15 protein-coding genes and 1 tRNA gene are annotated in these 15,513 nt (G+C 54.9%); 14 read left to right on the forward strand and 2 right to left on the reverse strand.

Annotation, left to right across the window (positions count from 1 at the left end; translation table 11 throughout):
• Positions 1-14: 14 nt before the first annotated feature.
• From sufB to PG871_RS14040, 9 genes are all read left to right on the forward strand, one after another.
• Complete coding sequence (gene sufB, locus PG871_RS14000; RefSeq protein WP_270730281.1) at positions 15-1,538, forward strand: Fe-S cluster assembly protein SufB; 1,524 nt, start codon at positions 15-17, stop codon at positions 1,536-1,538.
• A gap of 20 nt (positions 1,539-1,558) precedes the next feature.
• A complete protein-coding gene (locus PG871_RS14005; protein WP_270730283.1) occupies positions 1,559-1,873 on the forward strand; it encodes a heavy metal-binding domain-containing protein in 315 nt (104 codons plus the stop codon).
• Between the two features lie 45 nt (positions 1,874-1,918).
• Positions 1,919-2,674: a Fe-S cluster assembly ATPase SufC gene (sufC, locus tag PG871_RS14010; protein WP_270730285.1), complete on the forward strand. Its 756-nt coding sequence runs from the start codon at positions 1,919-1,921 to the stop codon at positions 2,672-2,674.
• A complete protein-coding gene (locus tag PG871_RS14015; RefSeq protein WP_443020495.1) occupies positions 2,674-3,960 on the forward strand; it encodes a SufB/SufD family protein in 1,287 nt (428 codons plus the stop codon). Before sufC ends, PG871_RS14015 begins: the two co-directional genes overlap by 1 nt.
• A complete protein-coding gene (locus tag PG871_RS14020; RefSeq protein ID WP_270730288.1) occupies positions 3,960-4,442 on the forward strand; it encodes a YIP1 family protein in 483 nt (160 codons plus the stop codon). The genes PG871_RS14015 and PG871_RS14020 overlap by 1 nt, the downstream gene beginning before the upstream one ends.
• Positions 4,442-5,023, forward strand: a complete 582-nt coding sequence (locus PG871_RS14025) for a Yip1 family protein (RefSeq protein ID WP_270730289.1) — start codon at positions 4,442-4,444, stop codon at positions 5,021-5,023. The genes PG871_RS14020 and PG871_RS14025 overlap by 1 nt, the downstream gene beginning before the upstream one ends.
• A gap of 1 nt (position 5,024) precedes the next feature.
• Positions 5,025-6,245, forward strand: coding sequence for a cysteine desulfurase (locus tag PG871_RS14030; protein WP_270730290.1), 1,221 nt, complete (start codon positions 5,025-5,027; stop codon positions 6,243-6,245).
• Positions 6,246-6,308: 63 nt separating this feature from the next.
• Positions 6,309-6,385, forward strand: a tRNA-Arg gene (locus tag PG871_RS14035).
• Between the two features lie 220 nt (positions 6,386-6,605).
• The gene (locus tag PG871_RS14040) at positions 6,606-7,559 is read left to right on the forward strand and encodes an ABC transporter ATP-binding protein (protein WP_270730293.1); all 954 of its coding nucleotides are present in this window, start codon (positions 6,606-6,608) and stop codon (positions 7,557-7,559) included.
• Between the two features lie 35 nt (positions 7,560-7,594).
• On the opposite strand, the gene PG871_RS14045 is transcribed toward PG871_RS14040, so the two are convergent.
• Complete coding sequence (locus PG871_RS14045) at positions 7,595-8,164, reverse strand: YcbK family protein (RefSeq protein WP_270730295.1); 570 nt, start codon at positions 8,162-8,164, stop codon at positions 7,595-7,597.
• A gap of 385 nt (positions 8,165-8,549) precedes the next feature.
• Here PG871_RS14045 and PG871_RS14050 point away from each other — a divergent pair, with 385 nt between their 5' ends.
• Genes PG871_RS14050 through PG871_RS14065 form a run of 4 tightly spaced genes read left to right on the forward strand, consistent with a single transcriptional unit; the run spans position 8,550 to position 12,813 of the window.
• Positions 8,550-10,157, forward strand: a complete 1,608-nt coding sequence (locus PG871_RS14050) for a L,D-transpeptidase family protein (RefSeq protein ID WP_443020505.1) — start codon at positions 8,550-8,552, stop codon at positions 10,155-10,157.
• A gap of 32 nt (positions 10,158-10,189) precedes the next feature.
• Entirely contained in the window at positions 10,190-11,281 is a 1,092-nt protein-coding gene (lpxD, locus tag PG871_RS14055; RefSeq protein WP_270730298.1) for a UDP-3-O-(3-hydroxymyristoyl)glucosamine N-acyltransferase, read from the forward strand.
• Positions 11,282-11,310: 29 nt separating this feature from the next.
• Positions 11,311-11,568, forward strand: a complete 258-nt coding sequence (locus PG871_RS14060; protein ID WP_270730299.1) for an acyl carrier protein — start codon at positions 11,311-11,313, stop codon at positions 11,566-11,568.
• A 36-nt stretch (positions 11,569-11,604) separates the two neighbouring features.
• Positions 11,605-12,813 carry a beta-ketoacyl-[acyl-carrier-protein] synthase family protein gene (locus PG871_RS14065; protein WP_270730301.1) on the forward strand — a complete coding sequence of 403 codons (1,209 nt, stop codon included), beginning with the start codon at positions 11,605-11,607 and terminating at the stop codon, positions 12,811-12,813.
• A gap of 68 nt (positions 12,814-12,881) precedes the next feature.
• Here the strand turns inward: PG871_RS14065 and PG871_RS14070 are convergent, their stop codons facing one another.
• A complete protein-coding gene (locus tag PG871_RS14070) occupies positions 12,882-13,478 on the reverse strand; it encodes an invasion associated locus B family protein (RefSeq protein WP_270730303.1) in 597 nt (198 codons plus the stop codon).
• A 458-nt stretch (positions 13,479-13,936) separates the two neighbouring features.
• On the opposite strand from PG871_RS14070, the gene PG871_RS14075 reads away from it, so the two are divergent.
• Positions 13,937-15,484 carry a helicase HerA-like domain-containing protein gene (locus PG871_RS14075; protein WP_270730305.1) on the forward strand — a complete coding sequence of 516 codons (1,548 nt, stop codon included), beginning with the start codon at positions 13,937-13,939 and terminating at the stop codon, positions 15,482-15,484.
• Positions 15,485-15,513: the final 29 nt, after the last annotated feature.

Consider the following 15,513-nt stretch of genomic DNA (forward strand, 5'->3'; position numbering starts at 1 on the left):
AACAGGAGAACGACATGGCCGCAATAGACCAAACACAGGTCAAAGAAGGCGTCGATCAGGAGACCGTAGATGCTGTCCGCGAAGTCGGCGGCAAATACAAATACGGTTGGGAAACCGAGATCGAAATGGAATATGCCCCCAAAGGGCTGACCGAGGACATTGTCCGCCTGATCTCGGATAAGAACGACGAACCCGAATGGATGACCGAATGGCGGCTGGAAGCGTATAAGCGCTGGCTGACCAAGGAAGAACCTGATTGGGCGATGCTGGACTATCCCGAAGTGGATTTTCAGGACCAGTATTATTATGCTCGGCCCAAGAGCATGGAAGAAAAGCCCAAGTCCTTGGACGAGGTTGATCCCAAGCTGTTGGCGACATACGAAAAGCTCGGTATCCCACTGAAAGAACAGATGATTTTGGCTGGCGTCGAAGGGGCAGAAGATGCACCCGCAGAAGGCCGCAAGGTTGCTGTGGACGCGGTGTTTGACTCTGTCTCGGTTGGCACGACCTTCCAAAAAGAGCTTGCAGATGCTGGCGTGATTTTCTGCTCGATCTCAGAAGCGATCCGCGAGCACCCCGAGTTGGTCAAGAAATACCTTGGCTCTGTGGTGCCTGTGTCTGACAACTTTTACGCCACGCTCAACAGCGCTGTGTTCTCGGATGGCTCGTTTGTTTACGTGCCACCCGGGGTGCGCTGCCCAATGGAACTGTCGACCTATTTCCGCATCAACGCGGAAAACACCGGCCAGTTTGAGCGCACATTGATCATCGCCGACAAGGGCAGCTATGTCAGCTACCTCGAAGGCTGTACCGCGCCGCAACGCGACACATCGCAATTGCACGCCGCTGTGGTTGAGATCGTGATCGAAGAAGACGCCGAAGTGAAATACTCCACCGTTCAGAACTGGTACCCCGGTGATGAAAACGGCAAAGGCGGCATCTATAACTTTGTGACCAAACGCGCCGATTGCCGTGGGGATCGCGCCAAGATCATGTGGACACAGGTTGAAACCGGCTCGGCTGTGACGTGGAAATACCCGTCCTGCATCCTGCGCGGCGACGACAGCCAAGGCGAGTTCTATTCCATCGCCATCACGAACCACCACCAGCAAGCCGATACAGGCACAAAGATGATCCACTTGGGTAAAAATTCCAAATCGCGGATTGTCTCCAAAGGTATCAGCGCCGGTGTGGCCCAGAACACCTATCGCGGTCAGGTGTCGATGCATCCAAAAGCCAAGAACTCGCGTAACTATACCCAGTGTGACAGCTTGCTGATTGGCGACAAATGCGGGGCGCATACCGTGCCTTATATCGAGGTGCGCAACAACTCTTCGCGCGTGGAACATGAGGCGACGACATCCAAGGTGGATGACGAGCAGATGTTCTATTGCCGCCAGCGTGGCATGGGCGAAGAGGAGGCCGTGGCCTTGATCGTGAACGGGTTTGCCAAGGAAGTGCTTCAAGCGCTGCCGATGGAATTTGCCATGGAAGCACAACAGCTTGTGGCAATTTCGCTCGAAGGCTCTGTGGGCTAACGGATCTGGGGACCGCTGCAATGATCGTGACAACCACACCGTCTGTCGAAGGGCGCAAAATCGCTACGTATCACGGCATTGTCGTGGGCGAGGCGATCATGGGTGCCAATGTGGTGCGGGATTTCTTTGCCAGCATCACCGACGTCGTCGGCGGTCGGTCAGGTGCTTACGAAAGCAAGTTGCAGGATGCGCGCGAAACCGCGTTGGCGGAGCTCGAGGAGCGCGCCGCCGCACAAGGCGCCAACGCCGTTGTGGGCGTTGATCTGGATTATGAAGTTGTGGGTGACAGCATGTTGATGGTCTCGGCCAGCGGCACAGCCGTCACAGTAGAATAAGCGGGCAGGCCTAGGGCCGCCCAAGGAAACGCGAAGGAAGTAATTATGTTGGAAATCAAAGGCCTGAAGGTCCAACTTGAAGACGAAGACAAGCAAATCCTGAAAGGTGTCGACCTGAAGGTCGAAGCCGGTAAGGTGCATGCAATCATGGGTCCAAACGGATCGGGTAAATCTACGCTGTCCTACGTGCTGTCTGGCAAAGACGGTTATGAAGTCACCGACGGCAGCGCGTCTTTGAATGGCGAAGACCTGTTGGAACTGGAAGCCGAAGAGCGCGCCGCCCTGGGCCTGTTTTTGGCCTTCCAATACCCCGTGGAAATCCCTGGCGTGGGCAACATGACATTCCTGCGCACCGCGGTGAATTCCCAGCGCAAGGCACGTGGCGAAGAAGAACTGTCTGCCAAAGACTTCCTCCAGGAAATCCGTGCCAAGGCAAAAACGCTGAAAATCGACGCGGATATGCTGAAGCGACCGGTCAATGTTGGCTTCTCCGGCGGTGAGAAGAAACGTAACGAGATCCTGCAGATGGCGATGCTTGAGCCAAAGATGTGCATCCTGGACGAAACAGACTCCGGCCTGGATGTGGACGCCATGAAATTGGTGTCGGAAGGCGTGAATGCGCTGCGTGACGAAGGTCGTGGCTTCTTGGTTATCACTCACTACCAACGTCTGCTGGACCACATCAAACCCGATGTCGTGCACATCATGGCCGATGGTCGCATCATCAAAACCGGCGGTCCCGAGTTGGCGCTGGAAGTTGAAAAGAACGGCTATGCCGACATTTTGGCGGAGATGGCGTAATGAACGCTGTTGCAAAGAAAATAGAGGCCACGACCGCACGCTTGGAGGGCATGAGCCTTCCTGCGGGCGGCAAATGGGCCACCGAAGCGCGCGAGGCTGCATTGACGCGCCTGCGCACCATGGGTTTGCCAGATCGTCGTGACGAGTATTGGAAATACACCCGTCCCGACACGCTGACACAGACCGACGCGCCTGAGGCATCGGTATTGGACACCGGCGAGGCACCGCTTTTTGACGGGTTTGACAGGTTGAAAGTTGTGTTTGTGGACGGTGTCTTTGACGCCGAGCAATCTGACGATCTGTCTGGCGAAGGCCTGAACATCGAGCGTTTGGCGGATGTCGCGGCAAAAGACATTCACTGGGCGCGTGATGTGTATGGTGTGTTGGAAAACAATGGCCAGTCACCGGTGGAACGCCCACTTGCGGCGCTGAATTCTGCCTTTGCGACGGATGGTGTTGTGATCCATGTCACAGGCAAGGTGTCTCGACCCGTGAACCTGATTTATCGTCACAAATCAGACAGTTCCGACGCGATCCTGCACCACGTGATCAAACTTGATGCCGGGGCTGAGCTGACGGTTCTGGAAAACGGTCCGGCGGCTGCGCGGTTCAACAAGTCGATGGAAGTCGACGTGGCTGATGGGGCCGCTTTCCATCATGTGCGGGCGCAGGGACGTGATCATGAACGCCGTGCAGTGACCCATATTTTTGGCCGTCTTGGCACTGAAAGCGTGTTTAAGTCTTTCACACTGACTGTGAATGGCCGCCTGACGCGCAATGAGGCCATTCTTGAGCTGACCGGGGACGACGCGGTCGCACATGTGGCTGGTGCCTGTCTGGGTGACGGTGATTTCCATCACGATGACACGGTATTCGTGACCCATGACGCGGTGAACTGTGAAAGCCGTCAGGTTTTCAAAAAAGTGCTGCGCAATGGCGCGACCGGTGTGTTTCAGGGCAAAATCCTTGTGCAACCGGGTGCTCAAAAAACCGATGGGTACCAGATCAGCCAATCGTTGCTGTTGGATGAAGACAGCCAGTTCCTCGCCAAGCCTGAACTTGAGATTTATGCCGATGATGTGGCGTGTTCACACGGCTCAACCTCGGGCGCGATCGACGAAGAGGCGCTGTTTTATTTGCGCGCGCGCGGTGTTCCAAAAGACATCGCCACGGATCTGATGGTTCTGTCGTTTGTTGCAGAGGCCGTTGACGAAATCGAAAACGAAGATCTGCGCGACGAAATGCTTGCACGCCTTGAAGGCTGGCTGGAACGGCGGCGCGACTGATGTCTGTCGTTCGCGACATCGCCGCAACCTACCGTGGGCCGCACAAGGTTGTGGCCCGCCTTTTGGCAATGGGCGAGCGTGAAGACCGCGCATTTGTGATCCTTATGGCGGCTTGTGCTGTGACCTTTATCGGGCAATGGCCGCGTTTGGCCCGCGAAGCGCATGTCACCGGCCAAGAGCTTAACCCGCTGTTGGGCGGCACGCTGATGGCCTGGCTGTTTATTGCGCCGCTTCTGGCCTATGCCTTGGCATTCGTGTTTCATTTTGTTTTCCGCGCATTGCGCCGCAAACAAACTCCTTTTGGATCGCGGATTGCGCTGTTCTGGGCAATGTTGGCGGCGTCGCCTCTGATCTTGCTTCACGGCCTTGTGGCTGGCTTCATCGGCGAGGGCATACAGTTGTCGATTGTTGGTCTGTTTTGGCTGGTCTGTTTTCTGTGGTTTTGGATGTCTGGCATGTTGCAGGCTGGAAAAGAGATCTAATGAAAGAGCAATTGATACAGTTGTTTGGCCTGACCATTCGCGATCCGGCACAGGCGGCGCAGGTTCTGTCAGATGTGCGGTTTGACCGCGCGACGGCGTGGACAATTCTGGCGCTGGCAGTGACGTTGAACACGCTGGTCTACTTCCTGTCCATTGTGCTGTTTCCCGTGCCTGACGAGATGACAATTCCGCTTTTGACCCAGCCTTATCTGGTTTGGATTATGCTGGGATCCACGACGGTTATCTTTGTCTTTGCTTTCTATTGGGTCGGCCACAGTCTTGGCGGTCGGGCGGCATTTGATACCATTTTGATCATGGTAGGTTGGCTGCAATATATGCGGCTTGTGGTACAGCTTGCATCGCTTGTCTTGATGATCCTATCGCCGGCACTTGCGCAGATCTTTGTTATGGCAGTTGGTCTTTATGGCGTTTGGATTTTGCTCAACTTTCTCAAAGAAGCCCATGGCTTTGACTCCTTTGGCAAAGCCATTGGCGTGATTGTTTTGTCGGCGGTTGGATTGACCGTCGGACTGTCCGTATTCCTTTCTTTGTTTACCGCAACCGTCATTGGGATGTCCTGAGATGTATGATGTTCACAAGATTCGCGCCGAGTTTCCGATCCTGTCGAGGGAGGTGAATAACAAGCCACTGGTGTATCTCGACAACGGGGCGTCCGCGCAAAAGCCGCAGGTGGTGATTGACGCGGTCACGCAGGCGTATTCGATGGAATATTCCAACGTACACAGAGGCTTGCACTACCTTTCTAATCTAGCGACTGACAAGTATGAGGCCGTCCGTGGCAGCATTGCCAAATTCCTGAACGCGGCTAGCGAAGATGAAATCGTGCTGAACTCAGGCACCACCGAAGGCATCAATATGGTGGCTTATGGCTGGGCCATGCCACGAATGCAGGCAGGCGATGAAATTGTTCTGTCCGTGATGGAGCATCACGCCAACATCGTGCCTTGGCATTTCCTGCGCGAACGTCAGGGCGTGGTGATCAAATGGGTGGATGTCGACAGCACCGGCGCGCTTGATCCTCAAGCGGTCATCGACGCGATTGGTCCAAAAACCAAGCTGGTTGCGGTTACCCAGTGTTCCAACGTTTTGGGCACGATGGTCGACGTCAAGGCAATCACCGCTGGCGCGCATGCCAAAGGAGTGCCGGTACTGGTGGATGGCTCGCAAGGGTCGGTTCATGCGCCTGTTGATGTGCAAGACATCGATTGTGACTTCTACGCCATCACTGGGCACAAACTGTACGGCCCATCAGGGTCCGGCGCGATTTATTGCAAAGCGGATCGCATGGCCGAGATGCGCCCGTTCATCGGCGGTGGTGACATGATCAAGGAGGTCTCCAAGGAGGCGGTGATCTATAACGATCCACCGATGAAATTTGAGGCTGGCACGCCAGGGATCGTTCAGACCATCGGGTTTGGTGTGGCGTTGGACTTTCTGATGGAATTGGGGATGGAAAACGTCGCCAAACATGAGGCCGGTCTGCGTGATTATGCGGCTGAAAAGTTCGCCGGATTGAACTGGATGCAAGTGCAGGGCACGACATCTGACAAGGCCGCTATCTTTAGCTTTACGCTGGATGGGGCAGGGCACGCGCATGATATTTCGACCATTCTGGACAAGAAGGGCGTCGCGGTGCGCGCCGGACACCATTGTGCCGGACCGCTTATGGACCATCTTGGGGTCAGCGCGACGTGCCGGGCCAGCTTTGGTCTCTATAACACTGTCGAAGAAGTCGATGTTCTGATCGACGCTCTTCATCTGGCGCATGAGTTGTTCGCTTGATCCAATTTTGGTCGTGATTTTGCGATTGCGGCCAAAGGCTCCTGTGGCTATAGAGCCAATGACGCACCCATAGCTCAGCTGGATAGAGTGTCGCCCTCCGAAGGCGAAGGTCGAAGGTTCGAATCCTTCTGGGTGCGCCATTTTCCCTTGAAATGAACCGTTGGGCCGGCATTTTGGTCTTTACCCGTAGGAAAGACATGTCGAGGTCTTTGCAAAAACTCGTTCAGGTTAAACTTGGGGCGCGGGACATCCCAGCCTTTGTTTCACCCATGCTTGTCCGCTGAATTGCGCATGTCATCGGCCTAGCTTTTCTGCCAAAGCGTGAAATAGTGAACCCACGAAAAATGAGGGCAGCACTTTATGTGGAACTTTTATGCGCGAATTTGGCGCAACACCGGACGGGCGCAGCTGACACTTGTGGTGCTTTCGCTGATCGTGGCCGCACTTGCCGCCGCACCGTTGCGTTTTCAGAAAGACATAATCAATAGTCTTGGGCCGGATCTGCAAACTAACCAGTTGCTCTATCTTTGTGGTGGCTATTTGGCGGTAATCGTTGTCACCAACATCTTCAAATTTGCGCTCAACTACAAAAGCTCTGTTCTCGGCGAAGACATCATCCGTCGCATCCGGGCCAGCATCTATGGTGCCCACCATAATCCCGACACCAAACGAAAACCAAACACTGGAACCTTGGCCACGATCATCGCGGCAGAGGCCGAAGAGGTGGGGCGCTTTGTCGGACAGGCCGTGGCCAATCCGCTTTTGCAGATCGGCACATTGGTTTCGGTGGTCAGCTATGTTGCCGCCACACAACCCTATCTTGGCGGGTTTCTTGTTTTGATCATCCTGCCGCAGGCCGCGATTGTCTTGTTTCTGCAAGAGCGTGTGAACCGCCGCGTCAAGGAGCGCACCATTGTGTTGCGACAGGCTTCCTCCGATATTTCCGAGGAAGACCTGAAAAACATCCATCACGTGCAGGAAAAGACCCTGCAGGATTTTGACCAAATCTTCGTTATCCGGCGGGGTATTTTCAAACTCAAGCTGTCGATGAAGATGGCCATGAATGTCATCAGTGGCATCGGCCTTGTGGGCATCTTATTGATCGGCGGCCTCTTGATGCGCGAAGGTCTGTCCGACGTGGGCACAGTGGTTGCGGCGATTTCAGCGTTGGAGCGGATCAACAGTCCCTGGCGGCTGTTGCTGAACTTTTACAAGGAGTTGAGCGCAGCGCGGGTTAAGTTCGAGCTGATAGTCAAATCAAGCGATGCCTTTGATCTACCAAAACCCGCGACAGTCGCAAAAAAGACGCCCTAAAAGGACGCCTCTCAAATTGGACAGTGTAGGGTGTCTTACCGACCCCAGTTGCGGACCGGACCGCAATCCATGTGCACAAAGTTGGAGCCCGAGTAGCGACCCACGCCACCCGCACGACATGCGGAGGCGGCTTTTGCCATCTGGTTCACTGAACGCGATGCAAGGCGAAGGTCAGCAGCTTTGCCGGTCATATGAAGCGAATTTTTAGCAACGCCGCGAGAACGCGAACGCAGCATAGCGTTGGTCGCGGGGCTACGGTAACCCGACAGCAACATGTAAGGCTCGCTAACGTCCATAAGGTTATGTGCAGCTGCCATAATGTCGATGGTGCGTGTGTCGATAGAAATCACATCGTTTGACCGCCAGTCGCGCATAAATGCGTTGACCTCTTTCACGGCATCTTTGATGTATTTTCCTTCGACCCAATAAATCGTGTCCAAGCGTTCGCCGGTTCGGCCGGAATACATTCGAATACGTCGAATGTCGCCACCACCGCGCAGAAAGCCTGCGGCGTTGGAATACGTGGGTGCAGCGACGAGTGCGGTAGCTGCAAAGGCGCCCAATAGCGTGCGCCTAGAAATGCTCGAAGAGCGTTTATTAATCATAGTTTCAGCGCCTGTCCCGTCGCTTGCCTGTTGCCACGATGTTACGTAGCTCATGAACCATCCCCGCAGATGTGGGTTTTTATGACACACATGGAATCATGCTCCAAGAACTGTTTTCCACTTGATTTGGATACTGGCCGAATTAGGCGAAAAATTGCTTAACGCAGGGCTAAATGCTTTGCCCGGGATACAACACTTTTCAGATGTTCTCCGAATGTTCTGGTGGCGTGGAAAAAACGCGGCGCATTTGACGGGTTTACGGGTCACACTTCGCATGGGGTTTGAGATTTCGAGAAGTTGTGATTAGACAGCGCTTACGCAGTTTATGATGGTAGACCAAACAAACCGCCAAACTGCGGATATAAAACAGTTCGAGGGTCAAAATATGTTGTTAGGGTTCCAACGCCGCGTTGTGTCAAAAGTGGGCGCAGCGCTTCTTGCGGGGACAGTTTTGACAGCCAGTCCGGCCGTCGCGTTTCCAGTTTTCAAACAAGCCGTTGCAGAGGCCGCTTCGCAAAACTCAAGCGTGGCCGCCTATTACCGGTCTGTTCAGTATGACCCTGTTTGGACAGCCGACACCGAGATCTCCCGTGAACGGCGCAAAGCTTTGATCAGCGCGTTGGCCAGCTCTGACGACCATGGGATGCCCTCTGCGCGCTACGAAGTGGACGCATTGGTTGGTCAAATGGCAGCCGCCCGATCTCGCCGGGACTTGGGGCTTGTCGAAGTGGCGATGACGCGGGTGTATCTGAAATATGCGCGCGATTTGACGTCTGGCATGTTGGTGCCTTCCAAAATCGACGACGGTCTGGTGCGGGAAATTGTCCATCGCGACAAGCAGGAGTTGATGGACTCTTTGGTGGCGTCCGGGACTCCGGATGATTTTCTCAAAAGTCTGGCGCCGCAAACTGCGGAATACCTCCGTCTCAAAAAAGAACGCCTGCGTCTTGAGGCTTTGATTGCTTCGGGCGGGTGGGGGCCACAGGTTCCCAGCGGAAAATTTGAGCCCGGTGACACCGGCGCATCGGTGATTAAGCTGCGCGACAGATTGATTGCGCTTGGGTTTATGCAGAGGTCGTCTTCGGCCAACTACGACCGCACGATGGAAAAAGCCGTTCAGGCGTTTCAGATTGCCCACGGGCTTGAGGCAGACGGCGTTGCTGGCAAGGGCACCATCGAGGAAGTCAATCGCAGCCCTGAGCATCGGTTGAAGTCCGTTATGGTAGCAATGGAGCGTGAACGTTGGTTGGACCGATCCATTGAGGGGCGCGAAGTCCTTGTTAACCTTGCAGACTTCACCGCCAAGATCCTGGACGACGGCAAGCTGACGTTCCGCACGCGGTCGGTGGTGGGTAAAAACCAATCAGACCGCCGCAGCCCCGAGTTTTCGGACACGATGGAACATATGGTTATCAATCCCACGTGGAATGTTCCGCGCTCGATCGCGACCAAAGAATACCTGCCGATGCTGAAGAACAACCCGAACGCGGTTGGGTATTTGCGTCTGGTGAACTCGCGTGGCCAAACAGTAGATCGCAGTCAGGTGGACTTTAGCCAGTTTTCCACGCGCAATTTTCCGTTTGATATGAAACAGGCACCGGGCAATCGCAATGCGCTGGGTCTGGTGAAGTTTATGTTCCCGAACAAACACAACATCTATTTGCACGACACGCCGCAAAAAGCGTTGTTTGCCCGTGAGACACGCGCTTATAGCCATGGATGCATTCGCCTGCATCAACCCTTTGATTTCGCATATGCTTTGCTTGCGAAGCAGGAAGAAAACCCCAAGGAATTTTTTCATTCCCGTTTAAAAACAGGCCGTGAGACAAAGGTTGATCTAGAGGTCAATGTTCCTGTGCACATCATTTACCGGACGGCTTACACCGAGGCCAAAGGGCCGGTGCAATACCGCCGTGATGTCTATGGCCGCGATGCCAAGATCTGGAAAGCGTTGGCCAATGTAGGGGTGGCATTGCCGGGTCAACAGGGATAAATACCCCCCCGAGTGCATCCGGGGGAGAACCCATGACATACACCGTACGTGAGATTGCAGAAGCTTTGGACTGTGAGGCTTTTGGCGATACATCGATCGCTGTTGAGCGCGTTGAAGAACCGGCAAGTGCGACGGCTAACGACTTGGCTTTGCTAACCAATCCGAAATTTGCAGAAGGGCTTGGTCAGGGACACGCGCGGGTTGCTATGCTTTGGCCAGGTGCTGACTGGCAGTCCATGGGGCTGGAGGCTGCGATCATTCCAACGCGCGGCCGGTACGCCATGGCAGGTCTTTCCAAAATGATGGACCTTGGACAGCATTACGCGCCGGGCATTCACCCAACCGCGCAGATTGATGCGTCCGCCGAGATCGGCCCGGATGCGCAAATCGGCCAGTTTGTAGTGATTGGGCCACGTGCCCGCGTCGGCGCCAATTGTGTGATCGGCCCGTTTTGCCACATTGGTGCGGACAGCGAACTGGGCGAGGACGCCTATCTGCGCGACCATGTTTCAATCGGGGCGCGGGTGTCTATCGGTGCGCGTTTTCATGCCCAACCCGGCGCGCGCATCGGTGCCGATGGTATGTCGTTTGTTACACCAGAGCAGTCTGGCGTTGAAAAGGCGCGTGAAAGCTTGGGCGATCAAGGTGACGTGCAAAGTCAGCCCTGGGCCCGCATTCATTCGCTGGGCGCCGTAACCATCGGGGACGACGTAGAAATTGGTGCAAACACATGTGTCGACTGCGGCACCATACGTGACACGCGGATCGGAAACGGCACCAAAATCGACAATCTCGTGCACATCGCGCACAACGTGACTGTTGGTCGTGATTGCCTTTTTGCAGCGCAATCCGGCATTGCTGGATCAACGGTGATTGGCAATAACGTTGTTTTCGGAGGCCAAGTCGGCGTGACTGACAACACCATTGTGGGTGATAATGTGATCGCAGGCGGCGGCACAAAAATCCTAAGCAGAGTTCCAAATGGACAGGTGATGCTGGGTTACCCCGCGGTCAAGATGGACACCAATCTGGAAATGTACAAAAGCCTGCGCAGATTGCCGCGATTGATGAAACAGGTGGCTGAGCTTCAAAAATCTGTTTCAAAACGTGGGTCCAATGACTAAATCGAGGCGAGGCGTGGAAAGGACATCACATGAGCATTCAAGACAAGGTTATTGAAATCATTGCAGAACAGGCAGTTCTGGAACCTTCGGATGTGACCCTTTCGAGTACTCTTGAAGACCTTGGGATAGACAGTCTTGGTCTTGTGGAGAGCATTTTCGCGATTGAAGAAGCTTTTGATATTTCTGTGCCGTTCAACGCCAATGAGCCAAGCGCCAGCGATTTTGACATTTCTACGGTCTCAAGCATCATTTCCGGCATCCAGACGCTGGTCTCAGAGCAGGCTTAAAAATACACGCAGACCCGCGTGGGCAGGGAAAGAACTATGAAACGGGTGGTTATCACCGGAGCCGGAACGGTCAACGCGCTTGGCCACAATGTTGGGCAAACGCTCGAGGCAATGCGAGAAGGTCGCTGTGGCATTGGGCCATTGGACCTGCGTGACGTGGAACGGCTTGCCGTCCAAATCGGCGCGCAAGTGCAAGACTTTGAATCCGAAAAGCTTTTTAACCGCCAGCAGATTGCGCTGTTTGATCGTTTTACCCAGTTTGCTCTGGTTGCCGCCCGTGAGGCCATCGGTCAATCAGGTCTGGAATTTCACGGCGATCTCGCCGCCAAATCAGGCGTTGTGTTTGGCAATTCCGGCGGCGGTATGCAGACGCTCGATGAAAACTACCGGTCTGTGTACGAAGACGGAAAGAACCGCGTGCACCCGTTTGTGGTGCCCAAGTTGATGAACAACGCGGCTGCCAGCCATGTGAGCATGGAATTTAACCTCAAAGGGCCCAGTTTCACAGTGGCGTCTGCCTGTGCCAGTTCCAATCACGCGATGGCGCAGGCCTTTCAGATGGTGCGCAGCGGCATGTCTCCGGTGATGATCACCGGCGGCGCGGAATCGATGTTGTGTTTCGGTGGTGTCAAAGCATGGGAAGGGTTGCGCGTTATGTCCAAAGACGCATGCCGGCCGTTTTCAGCCAACCGCAATGGCATGGTGCAAGGCGAAGGGGCTGGTGCTTTTGTTTTTGAGGAACTCGACCATGCCAAGGCGCGTGGCGCCGATATCCTCGCCGAAGTTGTGGGGTTTGCCATGAGTTCGGACGCTGCTGACATTGTGATGCCTTCAAAACAGGGTGCGGCGCGGGCAATTTCCGGCGCACTGGAAAACGCTGGTCTGAACCGCGAGGATGTGGGCTACATCAATGCCCATGGCACGGGAACCGCGGCCAACGACAAAACCGAATGCAGCGCTGTGGCCGATGTGTTTGGCCCGCATGCAGACGCGTTGATGATGTCGTCGACCAAATCCATGCATGGGCATCTGATCGGCGGAACCGGTGCAGTAGAACTTTTGGCCTGTATTATGGCTGTGCGCGATGGCGTTGTTGCCCCAACCATCAGCTATGAAGAAGCAGACCCGGAATGTGCAATTGACGTGGTGCCAAACGAGGCCCGCGACGCCACCGTTGAGGTAGCGCTCAGCAACGCTTTTGCGTTTGGCGGCTTGAACGCAGTTCTGGCGTTACGTCGGTTTTAGGCCAATCGCAGAAACAAAAACGCCGCCCAAAAAATCGGGCGGCGTCTTCTGTTTACATACTGAAAAGATCAGTTTGGAACGGCAGCCGCTTTGTCGAAGGCGGCAGTGAAGCCTTTCAATGACATTGTGACTGTCACGATCTGATCCGGCGCCACAGCAGGCACAATCACGATTGAAGCCTGTGTGCCACTCTTCAATGCAGTCACGTCTTCTTCGGTCAAGCCAAGGCGCGAGATGCATCCAACCTGATTGCAAAAGGCGAATGGGTAGCGCCGAGCATTCTCGCCATCCACAGTGATGGTCAACTGTGCAGGCAGCAAAGTTTCAAGTGGCACGATAATGGTGGCGCCTGCGATTGCAGTCCCATCGGGCGCGGGCAGCTTGAACAACGTGACCTCCGACAGAGGGCTGCCGTTTTGATCTTTCATCAATTGGTACAAACGGCACGGGCGCGGCTCCGGACCGTCTTTGGCGCATTGCAGATCCCAATCGCCGTGAATTTCCGACGTGACATCTGCGGCTGTTCCGGTTGCACCTTGCGGTGCTTGCTCGACCTTTTGGCCGACAGACAGTGAGCCGTCGGACAGGGATCCAACTTGGGCCAATGTGGGGCCGGAAGAGACCGCGAAGACCGCAGCAACGAGGAGGTGGTAAAACTTGGGCATGAGATTTCCCATCAATAGCGTGAAGTTGCCTTCCGATTACCACGCCGTTTATCGGATGTCAGAAAAAAGCGCATCACAGGTCCGCGAAGTATCGCAAATTTTTCAAGCATGAGGATTGGGAGCGTGTTGCTGCAGGTTGGTGCCGGAATAAAAAAAAGGGGCCCAAAACATGGGCCCCCTTTTATTTTCACTCCCCGTCGGACTGGCCGACTTATTCATTGCCCAGAAACTACGAGGTTATTTCCGTACCGTCAACAGCAAGTTTTGCGTTTTTTTTAGGGATTTCGATAGGTTACTTGTTAACAATCCCGAGCCCGTACGGAAATGAAACAAAAAGAATTTGTGCGCTTTGCGAGAGCTTGGGATTACCGATTGAGGGCTGGCGACTGTGATCAACCCGCCTTATCGTGGAATGATGTCGAAGGGCACACAAAGCATTGAAAAAACCGGAGACGGACATGGACGGTAAAGTATTCATTGGCGGCGGTGGGCAAGACTACGGCGACAAGCAAGGGCTTACGCTCAAATATGCGAACCGGCACGGCTTGATAGCAGGCGCCACAGGGACCGGAAAAACTGTGACCCTGCAAATTCTGGCCGAGGGATTTTCCAAAGCTGGGGTCCCCGTATTTTTGTCTGACGTGAAAGGAGATCTTTCAGGGTTGGCCGCAGCAGGCAGCGAGACGTTTAAGCTTCATCAGGCGTTTACCGACCGAGCGACACAAATCGGGTTTGATAACTACGCCTATGAGTCCTTTCCGGTCACTTTCTGGGATTTGTTTGGCGATCAAGGCCACCCGGTGCGCACCACAGTCTCTGAAATGGGCCCACTGTTGCTGGCGCGCTTAATGGAGCTGACAGAGGCACAGGAAGGCGTTCTCAACATTGCGTTCCGGCTGGCCGACCAGAAAGGCTTGCCGTTGCTGGATCTTAAGGACCTACAGTCTTTACTGGTTTGGCTTGGTGAGAACCGCGGCGAGATTGCGTTGCGCTATGGCAATGTGTCGGTGCATTCCATTGGCGCCATTCAGCGACGGCTTCTGGTTTTGGAAAACCAGGGCGCGAGCAAATTGTTCGGCGAACCGGCCTTGGATTTGATGGACATCATGCATGTGGGTGCCGACGGACGTGGACAGATCAATGTGCTGGCAGCCGACAAGCTGATGGGTGCGCCGCGTCTTTACGCGACATTCCTGCTTTGGCTTCTGTCCGAACTCTTTGAGGAATTGCCAGAAGTTGGGGATCCGGACAAACCCAAACTTGTCTTCTTTTTTGATGAGGCGCATCTGTTGTTTGACGGCGCCCCTAAGGCTTTGGTCGACAAGGTTGAGCAGGTCGCGCGCCTGATCCGCTCCAAAGGGGTGGGGGTGTATTTCGTCACGCAAAACCCCGACGATATTCCCGAAGACATCCTTGGTCAGCTTGGCAATCGCGTTCAACACGCGCTGCGCGCCTTTACTGCCCGCGACCGCAAAGCGTTGAAAATGGCGTCTGAAACCTATCGACCCAATCCTCGTTTTGACACCGAGGCGGCGATCCGAGAAGTCGGGGTCGGGGAAGCCGTGACATCGATGCTGATGAAGAAAGGCGTCCCCGGCATCGTGGAGCGGACTTTGATCCGCCCGCCGAGCTCACAACTTGGCCCGCTTGATCCCTCAGAACGACGCGCTGTGATGGCGGCCTCGCCGATGGCGGGCAAATACGACCAATTGAACGACCGCCGGTCCGCTTATGAGATCCTAAAAGAGCGGGCGGACAGTGCGGCCGCTGCAGCGCAAGAAGCGGAAGCCAAAGAAGAAGAGATGAGTGTGGCAGAGAGGGAGTTTTCTGCGGCACGGCGGTACTCAGGCACGCGCGTGCGGCGGTCATCGTCGCGCACATTGCGCGTCAGAGCCGATGATACGTTTGGCGAGGCCATGACCAAGATGGTCGTGAAAGAGTTGTCCGGCACCACAGGCCGGCGCATTGTGCGTGGCGTATTGGGCGGCTTGTTCAAGGGACGCTGATTGGCCACCGAACTATTTGACAACAAAAA

Source organism: Shimia sp. Alg240-R146 (assembly GCF_947331465.1).
Lineage (GTDB): Bacteria > Pseudomonadota > Alphaproteobacteria > Rhodobacterales > Rhodobacteraceae > Shimia.

Excerpts from the sequence above, each read along its gene's own strand:
- PG871_RS14075 (WP_270730305.1), top strand. The coding sequence starts at position 13,937 with ATGGACGGTAAAGTATTCATTGGCGGCGGTGGGCAAGACTACGGCGAC.
- PG871_RS14005 (WP_270730283.1), top strand. The coding sequence starts at position 1,559 with ATGATCGTGACAACCACACCGTCTGTCGAAGGGCGCAAAATCGCTACG.
- sufC (WP_270730285.1), top strand. The coding sequence starts at position 1,919 with ATGTTGGAAATCAAAGGCCTGAAGGTCCAACTTGAAGACGAAGACAAG.
- PG871_RS14030 (WP_270730290.1), top strand. The coding sequence starts at position 5,025 with ATGTATGATGTTCACAAGATTCGCGCCGAGTTTCCGATCCTGTCGAGG.
- PG871_RS14015 (WP_443020495.1), top strand. The coding sequence starts at position 2,674 with ATGAACGCTGTTGCAAAGAAAATAGAGGCCACGACCGCACGCTTGGAG.
- PG871_RS14045 (WP_270730295.1), bottom strand. The coding sequence starts at position 8,164 with ATGATTAATAAACGCTCTTCGAGCATTTCTAGGCGCACGCTATTGGGC.
- PG871_RS14065 (WP_270730301.1), top strand. The coding sequence starts at position 11,605 with ATGAAACGGGTGGTTATCACCGGAGCCGGAACGGTCAACGCGCTTGGC.
- PG871_RS14040 (WP_270730293.1), top strand. The coding sequence starts at position 6,606 with ATGTGGAACTTTTATGCGCGAATTTGGCGCAACACCGGACGGGCGCAG.
- PG871_RS14060 (WP_270730299.1), top strand. The coding sequence starts at position 11,311 with ATGAGCATTCAAGACAAGGTTATTGAAATCATTGCAGAACAGGCAGTT.
- PG871_RS14025 (WP_270730289.1), top strand. The coding sequence starts at position 4,442 with ATGAAAGAGCAATTGATACAGTTGTTTGGCCTGACCATTCGCGATCCG.
- PG871_RS14070 (WP_270730303.1), bottom strand. The coding sequence starts at position 13,478 with ATGCCCAAGTTTTACCACCTCCTCGTTGCTGCGGTCTTCGCGGTCTCT.
- lpxD (WP_270730298.1), top strand. The coding sequence starts at position 10,190 with ATGACATACACCGTACGTGAGATTGCAGAAGCTTTGGACTGTGAGGCT.
- PG871_RS14050 (WP_443020505.1), top strand. The coding sequence starts at position 8,550 with ATGTTGTTAGGGTTCCAACGCCGCGTTGTGTCAAAAGTGGGCGCAGCG.
- sufB (WP_270730281.1), top strand. The coding sequence starts at position 15 with ATGGCCGCAATAGACCAAACACAGGTCAAAGAAGGCGTCGATCAGGAG.
- PG871_RS14020 (WP_270730288.1), top strand. The coding sequence starts at position 3,960 with ATGTCTGTCGTTCGCGACATCGCCGCAACCTACCGTGGGCCGCACAAG.